General features: G+C 40.5%; 12 protein-coding genes. 6 read left to right on the plus strand and 6 right to left on the minus strand.

Annotated elements, in window-relative coordinates; genetic code table 11:
* Window positions 1-21: 21 nt before the first annotated feature.
* Window positions 22-819 carry a tRNA (guanosine(46)-N7)-methyltransferase TrmB gene (trmB, locus tag J4861_RS04490; RefSeq protein ID WP_211815957.1) on the minus strand — a complete coding sequence of 266 codons (798 nt, stop codon included), beginning with the start codon at window positions 817-819 and terminating at the stop codon, window positions 22-24.
* A 135-nt stretch (window positions 820-954) separates the two neighbouring features.
* Between trmB and J4861_RS04495 the strand changes: the two genes are divergently transcribed.
* Entirely contained in the window at window positions 955-1,746 is a 792-nt protein-coding gene (locus tag J4861_RS04495) for a Cof-type HAD-IIB family hydrolase (protein WP_211815958.1), read from the plus strand.
* A 73-nt stretch (window positions 1,747-1,819) separates the two neighbouring features.
* The gene (locus J4861_RS04500) at window positions 1,820-2,452 is read left to right on the plus strand and encodes a cation diffusion facilitator family transporter (protein ID WP_211815959.1); all 633 of its coding nucleotides are present in this window, start codon (window positions 1,820-1,822) and stop codon (window positions 2,450-2,452) included.
* Window positions 2,453-2,974: 522 nt separating this feature from the next.
* On the opposite strand, the gene J4861_RS04505 is transcribed toward J4861_RS04500, so the two are convergent.
* The 5 genes from J4861_RS04505 to bamG all read right to left on the minus strand — a co-directional run bounded on the left by J4861_RS04505 (window position 2,975) and on the right by bamG (window position 10,660).
* Window positions 2,975-4,639, minus strand: a complete 1,665-nt coding sequence (locus tag J4861_RS04505; protein ID WP_211815960.1) for an AMP-binding protein — start codon at window positions 4,637-4,639, stop codon at window positions 2,975-2,977.
* 222 nt (window positions 4,640-4,861) lie between these two features.
* Window positions 4,862-7,009, minus strand: coding sequence for a peptidylprolyl isomerase (locus J4861_RS04510; RefSeq protein WP_211815961.1), 2,148 nt, complete (start codon window positions 7,007-7,009; stop codon window positions 4,862-4,864).
* A gap of 100 nt (window positions 7,010-7,109) precedes the next feature.
* A complete protein-coding gene (locus J4861_RS04515) occupies window positions 7,110-8,375 on the minus strand; it encodes a hemolysin family protein (protein ID WP_211815962.1) in 1,266 nt (421 codons plus the stop codon).
* 322 nt (window positions 8,376-8,697) lie between these two features.
* Window positions 8,698-9,351: an LPS export ABC transporter periplasmic protein LptC gene (gene lptC, locus J4861_RS04520; RefSeq protein WP_211815963.1), complete on the minus strand. Its 654-nt coding sequence runs from the start codon at window positions 9,349-9,351 to the stop codon at window positions 8,698-8,700.
* Window position 9,352: 1 nt separating this feature from the next.
* Window positions 9,353-10,660, minus strand: a complete 1,308-nt coding sequence (gene bamG, locus J4861_RS04525) for a BamG family beta-barrel-assembly machinery protein (RefSeq protein WP_211815964.1) — start codon at window positions 10,658-10,660, stop codon at window positions 9,353-9,355.
* A 155-nt stretch (window positions 10,661-10,815) separates the two neighbouring features.
* On the opposite strand from bamG, the gene J4861_RS04530 reads away from it, so the two are divergent.
* The 4 genes from J4861_RS04530 to J4861_RS04545 all read left to right on the plus strand — a co-directional run bounded on the left by J4861_RS04530 (window position 10,816) and on the right by J4861_RS04545 (window position 16,546).
* Window positions 10,816-11,994 (plus strand): Lnb N-terminal periplasmic domain-containing protein, encoded by a 1,179-nt coding sequence (locus tag J4861_RS04530; RefSeq protein WP_211815965.1) that lies wholly within the window; start codon window positions 10,816-10,818, stop codon window positions 11,992-11,994.
* 6 nt (window positions 11,995-12,000) lie between these two features.
* A complete protein-coding gene (locus tag J4861_RS04535) occupies window positions 12,001-12,369 on the plus strand; it encodes a hypothetical protein (RefSeq protein WP_211815966.1) in 369 nt (122 codons plus the stop codon).
* Between the two features lie 84 nt (window positions 12,370-12,453).
* Window positions 12,454-15,813, plus strand: coding sequence for a preprotein translocase subunit SecA (secA, locus tag J4861_RS04540; protein ID WP_211815967.1), 3,360 nt, complete (start codon window positions 12,454-12,456; stop codon window positions 15,811-15,813).
* The gene (locus J4861_RS04545) at window positions 15,794-16,546 is read left to right on the plus strand and encodes an ABC transporter ATP-binding protein (RefSeq protein ID WP_211815968.1); all 753 of its coding nucleotides are present in this window, start codon (window positions 15,794-15,796) and stop codon (window positions 16,544-16,546) included. Before secA ends, J4861_RS04545 begins: the two co-directional genes overlap by 20 nt.
* The last annotated feature ends 9 nt before the right edge of the window (window positions 16,547-16,555 follow it).

The following is a 16,555-nucleotide window of genomic DNA, read 5'->3' on the forward strand; positions in this document are numbered from 1 at the left end:
CACGCGAACATCAGAACAATGCTACTTACTCGTAGTCAATCCACTGCGTTTCGTGCGCTTAAATGATCGGTAATCATCAAGTTCAATCTCAACATCTGGCTCTACCAGTTCGCCAACTCTTGGCAACTGGAACTTCATATACTTGATGTTCAATCCACGTTCAATCCATTGATTCTCATAATAAGTATGAATACCAAGAATCTCACGTGTCTTTTCATCCATCTGATTTTCAGCTACCCTACCCTCGCTTAACTCATTACCATAGAGGTCTTCTGTACGGAACAGAACTGGCAATTGGTTCATATTAACCATGTAAGTAGTATATGTAAAGAGGAAGTTAGAATCCGTCTTAAGATGAACAATACCACCATCTATCAAAAAACGACGATAACGATTCATGAAGAAGGTAGAAGTCAGACGCTTATGCACGTTCTTCATCTGAGGATCAGAGAAGGTAAGCCATATCTCTTGCACCTCATCTTCGCTAAAGAAACGGTCGATAATCTCAATGCTGGTACGCAAGAAAGCAACATTATCCAACCCCTCTTCCAAAGCTTGTTTAGCACCTGTATAGATACGAGCACCTTTGATATCAACGCCAATAAAGTTGATATTAGGGTAAACACGTGCCAAACCAACAGTATATTCACCCTTACCACATCCCAACTCAAGTACAATCGGGTTATCGTTATGGAAATACTGCTCACGCCAATGCCCTCTCATTTCAAACGGAACTTCACTGATAACGCCATAAGGATATTGGAAAACGTTCTTAAACGTTTCCATCTCTGCAAATTTCTTTAACTTACCTTTACTCATGAGTGCAAAGGTACAATAAAAATAAGGAACGAGCCGTAAGGAGCAGTATTTAATTTATTTAGACTGACTGCATAGCCATAAATTCACTTGATTACAAGATATTTTTGTACCTTTGTACTCTAAAAGTGATTCATCATGGCAATAAAAGCTGCATTCTTCGACATAGATGGCACGTTAGTATCCTTTAAGACGCACCAGATTCCAGCATCTACGATAAAGGCTATTGAGCAGGCAAAAGAACAAGGCGTGAAGATTTTCATCTCCACAGGACGCCCTGTAGCCATTATTAATAACATTGATGCCATCCGACATCTTATTGATGGATATATCACCTTTAATGGTGCGCGTTCCTTTGTTGGCGAAGAAGATATCACTTTGATGCCTATTCCCAAAACCGAGGTACGAGCAATGATTGAGGATGCTAACCGTCGCGACTATGCCGTTTTGGTATGTGGTCGAGATGTTGTTGCACTTCATAATCATAAACCTATCTTTGACGAAATCTTCGTCCAAGCCTTGGGTGTTAACAACATCGATATCAATAAACCTGTAGAGCCACTGCTCAGCCAACCTGTTCTGCAGCTAACTCCTTTCTTCAGTGAAGAAGATGAGAAGGCTATTTCTCCTTCAATGCCACACTGTGTATCAGCACGTTGGCATCCAAGTTTCACCGATATTACTATACAAGGAGCTGACAAAGGGAACGCATTGAAGCAGATGTCAAAGCATCTCGGTATCGGTTTGGAAGAATGTATTGCCTTCGGTGATGGTGGCAATGACATGACGATTCTCCAAACAGCCGGTATCGGTGTTGCAATGGGAAATGCCTATGAAGGAGTAAAGGCTGTGGCTGACTATGTCACAACAAGTGTAGATGAGGACGGCATACGAAATGCCTTCATACATTTCGGAATTATAAACAACTAAAGATTAAGGGTTATGGCTTCTGAATCTTGATTCATAAGCATATATAACTATACATTAGGAATTAAAGAAAACAATGTCAAACAAGATAGAACGTTCTTCACAAGAAAAACGTACTGCCTTTGTGGTAGTCTTCGCTTTCTGTGTTATGCTTGCTGAAATTGTTGTGGGACTATCTTCCCACTCAATGGCACTCTTTGCAGATGGCGTTCACATGGGTTCACACGTATTGGTTATCGGACTCAATTGGGCAGCCTACGTGTTAGTACGCTACTTACAAAACAAGGGTACGGCCCATTACGATACAGAAAAGATACTGAACTTAGCTGCTTTTACAAGTGGTATATTTCTGATTCTCACAGCTATCTTTATTATCGTAGAAGCAGTAGAACGATTCTCTACACATGGAGAAATCCATAACTATGAATTGGCATTAACAACAGCAGGAATAGGTTTGGTAGCAAACACTATTAGTGCTTCAATCCTTCATGGACATCATGGTGCAGCAGACTACAATAGCCATGCAGCCTACCTCCACGTCCTTTCAGATGCTCTAACAGAGATTGGAGCAATCATTGGAATACTATGTGCCATGTTTTGGAATATTACTTGGATTGACTCAGCAGTAGCCGTTGTCAGCGCATTGGTTGTTCTCCGTTGGGCAAAACGATTATTATGGGATACTGGCAGATCACTAACAATGTTATAGTTTTGTCTGCCATCGCATATTTCATTCTAAAGTTCAGGGTTAATAATAGCCGATTAATTCTATCTCATCAGCTTAAAATAAGTCTGATGAGTGTATATTAGAAGGAAAGAAAAAACATTACAAAACTTACAAATCAACATGCTATTTTACACATAAAAATAGCCTCACATCACACCTTTGTAATCAACTCACACTCAAAACATTACAAGATAGCCTTTTAAAAGGTGCTTAGTTAGCCTTCAAAAGGGCGTTAATAAGACTCCAAAAGGGCACCTTTTGCAAGCCAAAAGGGCGTTAATTGCAAGCTATTTGGTGGTCTTTATAAATTGGCTATGTGAATTTATTTTACATTACTAACTATTGTAGTACTATAATAAAGGGCAAAGTTAGAATTCCTCAACTATAAATCAATCTATCAAAAGGGTAAAAAAAAGAGGGACATAAATTCCCTTCTACCCATAGTTGCATAAAATGCTGGATAAAAGAGGATTTATATCCCCGATATTCTAATAGAATAAAAGATTATTCTGTGTATAAGAATCGCTTGATTGACTTCTTTGGTGTCTTTTCAAACTCCTCTTCTTGAATACGTATCTCAGCAACCTTGCAGTAAGCTGGTACAATTGTATTCAACTGTGTGCGGTTTTCCTCCATAATATTCTTGAGGTCATCCGCATTGAGTCCTAAGTTCTGAGCTTCGTCATAATCAGGATGAACTAAGGCAATAAGCTTTTCACCACTCTGAATAACTAAACATTCACTTACGAGAGGCAGAGAATTAAGTTTATCCTCAATCTCCTCTGGGTAGATATTTTGCCCATTACTTCCAAGAAGCATATTCTTAGAACGTCCCTTAATAAAGACGTTACCATCCTCATCCATCAAACCAAGGTCACCGGTATGGAACCAACCATCCTTGTCAATCGTCTGACCTGTATCTTCTTCATTCTTATAGTAACCAAGAAGAACATTAGGTCCCTTGGTCAAGATTTCACCTGGTATGTTTACTGGATCAGAACTATTGATACGTACTTCCTGGTGTAAAGCTGCCTGACCACAAGAGCCTTGCTTAAAGGTCTTCCAATCACGATAACAGATAATTGGACCACATTCTGTTGCACCATAACCTACAGTATATGGGAACTCTATGCGACGTAAGAAACTCTCGATTTCACCATTGAGAGCTGCTCCACCAATAATAATCTCGTAAAGATTACCACCAAAGGCCTGATATACCTGCTCACGAATCTTTGCACGTACCTTCTTATTAATTACTGGCATATTCAGCAGAAGACGCATACGATTGTTCTGAATCTTTGGGAATACCTTCTTACGAATAATCTTCTCAATTACCAAAGGTACAGCAATCATAATAACGGGCTTTACTTCTTGAAGTGCTTGAGAGATAATAGCAGGAGAAGGGATACGTGTCAAATAGTAAATGTGAACACCTGAGAGGAACTCATAGATAAACTCGAATGCCATTCCATACATGTGAGCCATTGGGAGAATACTGATAACATTATCTCCTGGCTTAATTACATGGCCTAAAACATGCTTAGCAAAATCAGCATTGCTCCACAAAGAACGGTATGGAAGCATTACACCTTTAGAGCGACCTGTGGTTCCACTGGTATAATTTATCAAAGCAAGTTCGTCTGGACTCTGCTCACGATAGTAGTGTATATGCTCTGGACGGAAGTACTTAGGGTAACGACGTCCAAACTCCTCATTGAGATGTTCACGTGCATAAGTCAACTTATCCGTACGACTTACTACCAATGAGTAATCTGGAATATAAATAATTCCCTCCAAGTTTGGCATCTTCATGGCGTCAATCTGAGTCACAACGACATCACCTACAAAAAGAAGTTTTGCATCTGAGTGATTGACAATGTTATGAATCTGCTCTGGCATAAACTCATGCAAGATAGGCACAGCTACCGCACCATAAGTGAGTACTGCAAGGAAAGAAGCAGCCCAAGCAGAAGAGTTTCTTCCACATAACGCTATCTTATCACCACGTTTTACCCCACTTGCCTCAAACATAATGTGCAACTTTTCAATCTTTCTTGCAACATCATGATATTGAAGGGTCTTGCCTTTATAATCTGTTAGAGCATCACGGTCCCAATGTTCGATGATACTCTTCTCTATTAATTCATTAAAACTCGGAATCTTTTCCATTGCACAATATTTCAATCTCTGTGCAAAGATACATATTTATAAGCACATTTCAAAATATTATGTGCAGAAATATATAAAGATTGGGGTAAATAAGAGCATCAAAGAAATAATTATTATAACACAATATTCAGCTTGTTAAAGCCATAAAAAAATTGTATAAAGAAAAAGACGGATATACTTTGATAGTACATCCGTCTTATATACATAAGGTGTAGTTATCTCTTAGAAGAAGAGGTAGCGGTTATCGACAACCTTTGCCTTGAGGATAAGATCCTGCATAAAGTTACCAACCAACTGCATATTTGCCTGAGCAGCCTGCTGCATTACCAAAGTTTCATCGTACTTAGAACCTGCACGCATAGACTTCTTTACTACCTGGAACACATAAACACCAGCATTACCCTTTACAGGAGCCTTAGAGAACTTGCCTGCTGCTGTACCTGCAACTGCACCAGAGAGAGCTGGCTCTACAGAACCAGTTGCTTGTACGAATGCTGGAGCTGCAAATGTAATCTGATTAACAGAAGAAACCTTAGCCCCCTTAGCCTGAGCTGCTGCAATAGAGTTTACACCCTTGAGCTTAGTCATGAGTTTCTCAGCCTTCTTATCTTTAATAACCTCACGTTTGAGGATTTCCTTTACCTGTGCATCATCCCATGAACGATAGCCCTGTGGATGAACAGCAGTCAAAGCGATAACCAAGAGGTGATCATTATTACCACACTCATAGAGAGGTGAAACCTCACCCTGCTTAGCCTCGAAGAGCCACTTCAGCGCGTCACGTGTACCAGGAATACCACCAACATAGTGCTCAGCCGTAGAGATGTCATTGAGTGACTGAACCTGATAACCAGACTTAGGAGCATTCTTCTCAAGGTCAGCTACAGTAGAACTCTTAGCAACAAACTCAGAGAACTTATTGTAAGCATTGCTGCGTGTAGCCTTAGAGAAGTCTACGACCTTCTTAATAACAGCAGCAGTTGTCTTTGTTGTAAAGGCCTTCTTATCAAGTACCTGAAGGATAATGTTACCCTGCGTAAGAGCAAGATTCTGCGTTGCATTCACCTCACCATTGAGCAGAGCATTTATAAATGTACGATTGTCTTGATTCATACTTGGAGCCATCTCGTACTGCTGACCAGTAAACCATACCTTCTCACCAGTCTGACCATAACGCTTTGCAAGTGCATCAAAATCAGCACCACCAGCCAATGCCTTCTGGATAGAGTCTGCCTTAGCACGTGCCTCATCAGGAGTTGCAGCTGCAATATTAATCTGACGGAACTGGATTGAGTCTGCCAACTGCGCCTTAGAAAGTACACGGATGATATTTAAAGTATTGTCCTGAGCGTTTTCAACAACACCAGTTGTACCTACAGAAAGTGAATCAATTTTTGATGCAATGTCAGGATACTGCTGATAAGCCTTGTTACTTACAGGAAGACCAAGATAAGGAATCTCAGAACCACTCTTGCTAACAACAGCAGCAGGATCTTCTGCAGAAGCAAGTTGCTTCTGGAAGTCGTTCATCTCCTTAACAACCTGACTGCGGTCTGCAGCACTTGCCTTAATCTGGAAGTCAACAAACTTGATATCACGTGTCTCAACATTCTGGCGGAAAGCTGGCTTCAATTCTTCATACTTAGCCTTGAGGTCATCGTCTGTCACCTTAACATCAGCATCTTTTACAGTGCTGTAAGCCAAAGAAGCAAGTTGAATCTGACTTTCCTCGTTATTATCCTTGAAAGCCATCTTAGCCTCAGCCTTGTTTGAGAGAACACAACTTGCGAGCAGTACCTGATACTTCTGACCGAGCAACTGAGCACGAAGATTCTTCTCTACAAAGAGCCAATAGTCATAGATAGCCTGCATCTGCTCTACCTGTGGAGACTTTGCAGCCTTAGCCTTGTTATAGCTATCAAAGAACTGCTTTAGAGCATTTACATCAAAACGACCAGTCTGCTGGTTCACGAATGGAGTCTGAACCAACATTGGATTAGTACCCTCATTCAATACGTTCTGAATCTCATTCTCTGTTACAGTAAGACCAACCTTCTCTGCGTCAGCCTCGATAACACGATTGCTTACAAGCTGCTGCCAAACTTGGTCCTTTACTTGATTAAGTTCCTGATCAGTGAGATTATCACGCTGCATAGTAAACTTAATTGCGGACTGATACTCATCAATCAACTTCTGATAATCCTGGACACTAATCTTTTTGCCCAAGATTTCTCCAATCTGCTGACGCGCTTCACCCTTGATTCCATCACACGAGCGAGCTGCATCTCCAGCTAAGAATGCAAACAAGGCAAGACCGATAGCTGCTACCAGTATGCCACCTTTGCTTCTGATTTTTCCTAATGCTGCCATTTTAGATTTATTATTTGATTTTAATTATTCTATTCAATATGACAAATTGCCCACAAAAATACAAAAAAAAGGGCAAGTATCATAATTTTTCATTCAGAAATTACTCTGTACTATTGACTTTTAGCCGTACGAGTTCTATTTTTGTCATGGTCTTCTTGATTATCTTAAACTCATATTGCCCAACAGTAACAATTTCGTTTAGTTTTGGGAAACTTTGATAGACATGTAACAACAAGCCACCAACTGTCATATAATCATCATTCTCTGGCAAGTCAAGATTGAACATTTCATTCACCTTGTCAATCTCCAAACGTGCCGAAAGGACATACTCGTTATCATTTATCTGCTTTGCAATATACTTTGTATTGTCATGCTCGTCCTCAATGTCACCGAAGATTTCTTCTACGATGTCTTCCAATGAAACAATACCACTGGTACCGCCAAACTCGTCCACAACCACTCCCAAGCTTTTCTTTTGGATAAGGAAAACCTGCATAAGTTTATGTGCAGCCATCGTCTCTGGCACAAACGGCATTTGTCGGATATGGTCTTTCCAGTTCTTTGGAGAACGGAACATCTCTGAAGAGTGAATATAACCCTTTATATGATCGATATCCCCTTCATAAACAACTATCTTAGAGTTACCACTTTCTATGAACATTTGCTGTAGTTCTTCGAGTGAGCAATTCTCTTCAACAGCTTTAATCTCAGTACGTGGTACCATGCAATCACGCACTTTCGTATCTTGAAATTCCAAAGCATTTTGGAATATCTTTACTTCGTCTTCTATTTCATCTTCGTTCTTAGCATTCTCAATAGTACTCTGTACGAGGTGGTCAAGGTCTACTCTCGTAAACGAACCATCAGACTCTTTCTCATCCACCTTTACACCAACAAGACGCAAAAGGACTCGCGCAAGAAAAGTTGCAAAGCGACTAATAGGCCAAAGAATAATAAAAAAGACATATGCCAATGGGGCAAAAAAAGTAAGTAAGCGGTTAGGATTGCTCTTAAACAAGGTCTTAGGTAAGAACTCTCCTGTAAAAAGAATGATGAGTGTTGATGCTAAAGTATCTAATATCACACGTGTTGCTGAATCAAACGATGCAAACAGTGTCGTATCAAATATCTGAGCAAAGAAGATACCATAGATAACAAGAACAATGTTGTTACCTACAAGCATCGTAGATACAAAACCATTCGGATTATTATAATAGATGGTTAGACACTTTTGTGCAATACCATTCTTCTCCTTATCCATCTCCGCAAGAAGACGATTACTTGCAACAAAGGCAATCTCCATTCCTGAAAAGAATGCAGAGAGTACCATTGTTATTATAATTCCTATAATTAAATTTATATCCAATTTCTTATTATTATTTAGTGCGACTTGGTAAACATTTCCCGTACATGTTAGCCATAAGTCTCTTCCTATATATGACAGTTATGAACCTATTATCTCATCTTCTATGATTGTGTTGATGCCCCACACATGTCGTGCGAAGGCTTAGCACCAATGGTGCGGAGCACTAATTGCAATGCAATAGATTAATGAAAGAAAAACAACTTGTTGTAAGTAAGGATTGTAAGGATAAACTTACTAACGCTTAAAACAACACGAAACTATCTATTTAAGAGAGATTATACATGGTAGGGAAGAATATTTAAGTTTTATCAAACTACAATTATTACTTTTGTTTAACGACAGGACCTTTCATGCTATCAACACGTGTGGTATCAATAGGTGTAAAGGGAGGAGAACCAGCAGGCGACATAAACTCATTATTAGAGAAGATGCCCCACCCCTTTGTCTGTCGTATCTCGTAATTTGTCATCTGCTCATCGCTATGGAACCAGTTTCCTTGCAATTCCTTATCAGGTGTCTTGAGGTGTGAATAAGAATATGACCACATCTCATGGTTACGCTCATCCCAATAGAGTTCATTGCTATAGAAATTAAGCCCTTGCGCTGTAAGGATTCTTACACGCCCTCTTAGTTCCCAACGACGATCCTTATCAAAGTAAACAGCAGTGTCACATTGAATATAACCCACTACATGTTTCTTCAAATCAAACTGAGTAAGTAGGATTCCTTTATTGAAAGTCCAGCGCGAAGGTCTTCTATTCTCATTAATTTCCCAACGCTCAGTAACAATACGATATTTAATAACGCCTGAATCCGAGATAAGTGTATTGACACCATATGTAGTCATAACTGGCACAGAGTCACGGTCATGAATAGCAGGAGCGGTATGCTCACGTTCCTCCGAACAGGAAACCATAGCATAGCTCACTGTAAATAATACTAATCCAATAAAAAATGAATAAAGGCTTGAACGCATATTATTCAACCTTGAACTTAGCAAACCAGCGCTCATTAAATGTGAAACCAACGTTGATACGGAACATATTTTCCTTGATCATTCCCGTAACACTCTGGTTCACCCACTCTGCACTGATATTCAACATACTGCGATTATTGTAAGCATTGAGGATTGGAATACCAACTCCAAGGCTTGCTGAAAGCTCGCGTGGTCCATCCACACCATTAATCTTCAGATAAGGACTTGCATAGCTAAAACCTGCACGGTAGTGCATACGACTAAAGAAACCACGATAGCGTTCGCCCTTGCAGTAGTCACCTCCCAATGTAAACTTATGACGGTCATTGAATTGTCCATCAACAAGATTATAGCTTGTTGTACCATTGACTGTGGTTAATTGTGGGTACTTTATCTTAGCCCACTTCTGCAACTGATAGTCAACACCGAACTTCAGACGGTTATTATGATTCCACATCAAACCAACTCCGAAAGTATGAGGCAGTTCAAGAGAGTTTGATACAACATAACGAGTTGTATCAGAAACGCTTGTTTGTGAATTTGTTGAAATCAAATTACACTCAGCCTCTGTCCCTAAATTATGTCCAAGAGAGTAAGTAAGACCCAAGGTCAGCTCATTCTTCTTATCTACAGCATAAGTATATTGTGCACCGAAGTCAACCTTGTAGCTCTTTACCTGTGCAGAGTAATTCTTTGACAATGTATTAACATAACTGTCACTATAGGTATTTGTCGAATTACGATTCAGTGTTCCCCACAAGTAACCAATATTCGCACCAAATGAGAAACCCTTAAAAGGCTCCCAACCAGCACCTAAATAAACAAGATGTAAACCACCACTACCATTATAAGCATTGGAATACGTAGCATTTACAGAAGATGTACTTGGGAAAGCATTGACATTTTGAGTGTTACTAAAGTTGTAACCTACATTTGTATAAGGTAAAAGACCAAAGCTAACACCCACATGCTTAAAAGCTCTGAATGACGCAACAACGTATTCAAGATTAGCATTCTTAGCATTTACCTTGTTGCCATTCTCCTCAAAATTAGTCAACTGAAGGCTAACACCTGCATCAAATATGAATGAAAGAGAGTCAACAAAAGCGTATGAAGCAGGGTTCGCATAGTTCACCTGATTACGCTCATGAAATCCGTATGCCAATCCGTTCATACCACGATTAAAACTTGTTGCCTGAGATGTCAAAGCACCTAATCCATACTGACTATATGGAGAGTTAGTTCCGCTTTGAGCTGACACCTGTACTGCAAGACCTGCAAGGAACGCTGCTGCAATTATCTTTTTCATTCGCTATCTTTTTCTTATTCTGACGATATGTCTAAACAATATATTGGCGCAAAGTTATTAAAAAAAATCTATATTGCAGAAAAACAATAAAGGATTTTGATTTTTAATAAGCTTTCTTTGTGCTCTCATGCTTTTTTACTACCTTTGCAAAGAAAATGAAAAAGGGATTATTATATATTGTACTGACTTTCATCCTGTCTGTTGTTAACGCTACAGCGGGGATTCAGTCTATGACTAATCCTGATCGTATTCAGATATCCCTTTTGACTTGTTCACCTGGTAAAGAAGTTTGGGCACAATATGGTCATACCGCTATTCGATATTACGACAAAGAAAGCGGAGAAGACCTTGCCATCAACTATGGTATTTTCTCCCTCGACCAAACCTACTTTATCCCTCGTTTTGTTCTTGGTATGACAGACTATCGCATGGGAGTTCAACCTATGGATATGTTCCTTGCTCAATATAGTTATGAAGGGCGAGGAGTTGTCGAACAGGTTCTTAATTTATCAGCTGAAGATAAAGAGGTTATCCATAAAGCATTGCAGGAGAACATGAAGCCTGAAAATGTAGTTTATCGCTACAACTACTTCTTTGATAACTGTACCACAAGGGCACGTGATATGCTCGTCAATCACCTCCATGGAAAGGTTGTTTATCCACCAGCAGAAGAAGATGCAACGTTCCGTTCTATGATACATAAATGGAACAATAAATATGAATGGTCACAATTCGGAGAAGACCTCCTACTCGGTGTGAATGCTGATCGTAAGACAACAAAGTCTGAACAGCAGTTTCTTCCAGAGAACTTAAGGAGTGACTTTGACAAAGCAAGATACAACGGAAAGCCTTTAGTAAAGGAGACAAACGTACTATTGGATGCTGAAACAGAAATGGCAGAACCAGCTTTTCCACTTTCTCCGCTATCTATAGCACTCATATTTGCAGTTATCAGTCTTGTAATGATGCTCTTTAGCTATCGCAGACAGCAGGTTTATTGGGCGTGGGACTTATCTTTAATGCTTACATCGGGGCTCATGGGAATTATCTTCTTCGTTATGATTTTCTCACAACATCCATGTGTTAGCTTGAATTTCATCCTATTATTCTTTAATCCTTTACCATTGTTCTTCCTCTATAGTACAATTAAAAAGAAGAAGGTAATATGGTGGAAAATATGGGGAGTACTTATCATTTTAGGACTTTTCGGAAGTTTATTCCAAGAAATACCACTGCCAATATTAATTGTGGCATCATTCTTGCTATTACATTGTATAGTACATTTGCGGATTAATAAAGCGGTTGTACCAACCGTGAGTAGTCCAAAGAAATAAAAGATAATGAATAAATACATCACCGCTTTACTTGTCGTACTTGCGGCAACAGGAGTCGAGGCGCAGAGCTATCAGTCTGCGCTAAAGATTGCGTTGGGTGATGTCAATATCGAAGATCTTTGCCATAAACAAGCGTTTAAAGGTGTTGAACAGGAGATTTTGTCAGTTCTTGAAGCCTTTAAGCAGATTAAAGAAGACGAAGAAATAGAGCCTGCACAAAGCAAAGCAGTCTTTGTGACAGACTTATACGACAATTATTCCATTGCTTTAACATCTCAATCAAATAATAATCAGGAATCACAACTATTCCTTCCTAATCCTTCCTTAAGGACTGGAATCAAGATTCGTGCCCCCAGTTTACTTCCTTTAGCATAATAAATAATATTACAAAACATAGATATATAGAAGTAAACAAAGAGGGAGAACCTCTAATATAAATAACAAACTCAATTAGAATAAATGAATTTCAATAAGATATTAAAGGCACTTTTCGGAGATAAGTCAACACGTGATATGAAGCTTATACAGCCATACGTAGATAAGGTTAAGGCTACATATCCAGAGATTAAAGCACTCAGCAATGACGAATTGCGTGCAAAGACAAAGGAAATCCAGAAGTATGTCCAGGATACAGGTAAGGAACAACGTGAGAAGATAGCCGAACTTCGTACAACAATTGAAGCTACACCGATTGAAGATCGTGAAGCTATTTTCAATCAAATAGATAAACTTGAGAAAGAAGCTCTTGACAACTATGAGAAGGCTCTCGATGAGGTTATGCCAGTAGCATTCTCTATTGTCAAAGATACAGCACGTCGTTTCTCTGAGAATGAGGAAACAATCGTAACAGCAACCGACTTCGATCGTGAGTTGGCTGCAGACCCTTCAAAGGACTTTATCACTATTGATGGCGACAAGGCTATCTACCACAACCACTGGACAGCAGGTGGCAACGACCTTAAATGGGAGATGGTTCACTATGATGTACAGGTATTCGGTGGTACAGTTCTTCATCAAGGTAAGATTGCCGAGATGGCTACTGGTGAAGGTAAAACCCTTGTTGCTACCCTTCCAGTATTCCTTAATGCCCTCACTGGTAATGGTGTCCACGTCGTAACTGTCAACGACTATCTTGCAAAACGTGACTCTGAATGGATGGGTCCTCTCTATATGTTCAACGGTCTTTCAGTTGATTGTATTGACAAACACCAACCAAACTCTCCTTCACGTCGTAAGGCTTATCAAGCAGATATTACCTTCGGTACCAATAACGAGTTTGGTTTCGACTATCTGCGAGACAATATGGCCGTATCACCAGCCGACCTCGTACAACGTCAGCACAACTATGCTATTGTCGATGAGGTTGACTCTGTGTTAATTGACGATGCTCGTACACCTCTTATTATTAGTGGTCCAGTACCAAAGGGTGACGTACAGATGTTTGAAGAGTTCCAGCCATTGGTACAGAGCCTTTATGAGGTTCAGCGCAAGCAGGCTACAGAACTTCTTTCAGAAGCTCGCCACAAGTTGGCTGAGGCACAGAAGAATGCAAACAATAAAGAGGTATTCCAGAAGCTCCAAGAGGAAGGATTCCTTGCCCTCTATCGTTCATTTAAGGCACTGCCAAAGAACAAGGCCCTCATTAAATACCTCTCTGAGGAAGGTATCAAAGCTGGTATGCTGAAGACAGAGGAGTATTACATGGCTAATAACAACCGTGAAATGCCAAAGGCCATCGAACCTCTCTACTTCGTGACAGACGAGAAGTTGAACTCATGCGACCTCACAGATAAGGGTACAGCATGGTTAGCTGCACAGGTAAAAGATGACCAGTTGTTCGTATTACCTGATATTACCACAGAGCTTTCTGCACTTGAGAAGCAGAAGGATGATAAGGTCATTGATGAGCAAACATATATCGATCAGAAGGATGCGTTGATGGCTCACTACGGTGTTCAGAGTGAGCGTGTTCATACATTGCAGCAGCTCTTAAAGGCATACACCATGTTTAACAAGGACGATGAGTATGTTGTCTTGAATGGTGAGGTTAAGATTGTCGATGAGCAGACTGGTCGTATCATGGAAGGTCGCCGTTGGAGCGATGGCTTACATCAGGCTGTCGAGGCAAAGGAACATGTAAAGGTAGAGGCAGCTACACAGACTTTCGCAACGATTACTTTACAGAACTACTTCCGTATGTACCACAAACTTGCAGGTATGACGGGTACAGCATCTACTGAGGCTGGTGAGTTCTGGGACATCTATAAACTCGATGTTGTTGAGATTCCAACCAACCGTCCAATCCAACGTAAGGATATGGAAGACCGAGTTTATAAGACAGCACGTGAGAAATATGCAGCTGTTATCGACGAGGTTGAGGCAATGAGAAATCAAGGTCGTCCTTGTCTTGTTGGTACAACATCTGTCGAGATCAGTGAGCTTTTGAGTAAGATGCTTAACATGCGTAAGATTCCACACCAGGTATTGAATGCTAAGCAGCACTTGAAGGAGGCTCAGATTGTTGCCGAGGCAGGTCGTTCAGTAGATGGTCTTGGTGCAGTAACAATCGCTACCAACATGGCAGGTCGTGGTACCGATATCAAGCTTTCTCAGGAAGTGAAGGATGCTGGTGGTTTAGCAATCATCGGTACAGAACGTCACGAGAGCCGTCGCGTAGACCGTCAGCTTCGTGGTCGTGCTGGTCGTCAAGGTGACCCAGGTTCATCAGTATTCTATGTATCACTTGAAGACAAGCTGATGCGTCTCTTCGGTTCAGAGCGTATTGCTAAGGTAATGGATAGACTCGGCTTTGAAGATGGTGAGCGTATTGAGAGTTCAATGATTTCAAATAGTATTGAACGCGCCCAGAAGAAGGTTGAGGAAAACAACTTCGGTATCCGTAAGCGTCTGTTGGAATATGATGATGTCATGAACAAACAGCGTACAGTTATCTATGAGAAACGTCGTCACGCTTTGATGGGTGAGCGTATCGGCATGGATATCTCTAACATTATCTGGGACCGTTGCGTAAACATCATTGAGAACAACGACTATGAGGGTTGCAAGGAACAATTCTTGAAGATTCTTGCAATGGAATGTCCATTCACTGAGGAAGAGTTCAATGGTGGTAACACTTCTGAACTTTCTGAGCGCAGTTTCCAGGCTGCAATGGAGGCGTTCTCACGTAAGACAGAGCGTATCCAGACTGTTGCATGGCCTATCATCAAGCAGGTATATGAGAATCAAGGTGCAATGTATGAGCGTATCATGGTTCCAATCACAGATGGTAAGCGCGTTTACAACATTCCATGCGACTTAAAGGAAGCTTACGAGAGCGAGGCTAAGTCTGTTGTTAAGCAGTTTGAAAAGGTTATTCTTCTCCATATCATTGATGATGATTGGAAAGAGAATCTCCGCCAGTTAGACGACCTCCGTCACTCTGTACAGAATGCTTCTTACGAGCAGAAAGACCCATTGCTCATCTTCAAGTTGGAGAGTGTGAAGTTGTGGGACAACATGATTGACGATATGAACAATCGTACTGCAAGTGTACTCATGCGTGGTCAGATTCCAGAGATGCAGCCAGCTGAGGACATTCAGGAGGCTGCACCAGAGGAGCATAGCCAGCAGTACAGAGAGGAGAAGGTGGAACTAAATGACCCTAACCAGGTTGCTGCAGCACAGCATGACACCCGCGAAGGCGCACAGGAAGTAAACCACACTCCATATCGTGCAGACAAGATGCCACGTCCAAACGACCCATGTCCATGTGGTAGTGGTAAGAAATTTAAGAATTGTCATGGTCGCGATATCCGTTAATAACCTTATAAAGAACTTCGGGGATAAGACAGCTGTGTCTATCCCCGATTTTTGTTTTCCCTCCAACGAGATTATTGGTCTTGTTGGGAATAACGGTGCTGGTAAGACAACTCTCTTCCGTCTGATTCTTAATCTAATCAAAGCAGACAGTGGTATCGTAAACTTCTGTCTTACTGATGAAAATACTCAACAGGATAAAGCAAATCTTAACAGCAATGTGACTATGGTTTCTCATCTTGAGGACGCATGGAAAAGTTATATAGCTGCTTATCTTGATGAGAGTTTTTTAATAGAGTTCCTTACGCCAAAGGAGTTCTTTACCTTTATTGCGAAAGTCAATAACATTGAAGAACAGGAGATGGAAGAAAGACTTAACAACTTACAATCCTTCCTTGGCGATGAGGTTCTTGGCAGAAAAGTATATATCCGTGAACTATCTGCAGGAAACAAACAGAAGGTTGGCATAGTTGCTGCCCTACTCTCTTGTCCAAAGTTCGTTATCCTTGATGAGCCTTTCAACTTCCTCGACCCAAGTAGTCAGAATCATCTTAAAAAACTTTTGATAGAGTATAAAACGAAACATAAGGCTTCTATTCTCATATCAAGTCACAATCTACACCATACAACAGATATCAGTAACAGAATTGTATTGATGGAGAAAGGTGAGATTATAAAGAATATTGATGACATAACAGAGGAGTCGATAAAGGAGTTAGAGAACTACTTCTTGTAGAGACATAAA

The organism is Prevotella melaninogenica, from assembly GCF_018127925.1.
GTDB classification, from domain to species: Bacteria; Bacteroidota; Bacteroidia; order Bacteroidales; family Bacteroidaceae; genus Prevotella; species Prevotella melaninogenica_C.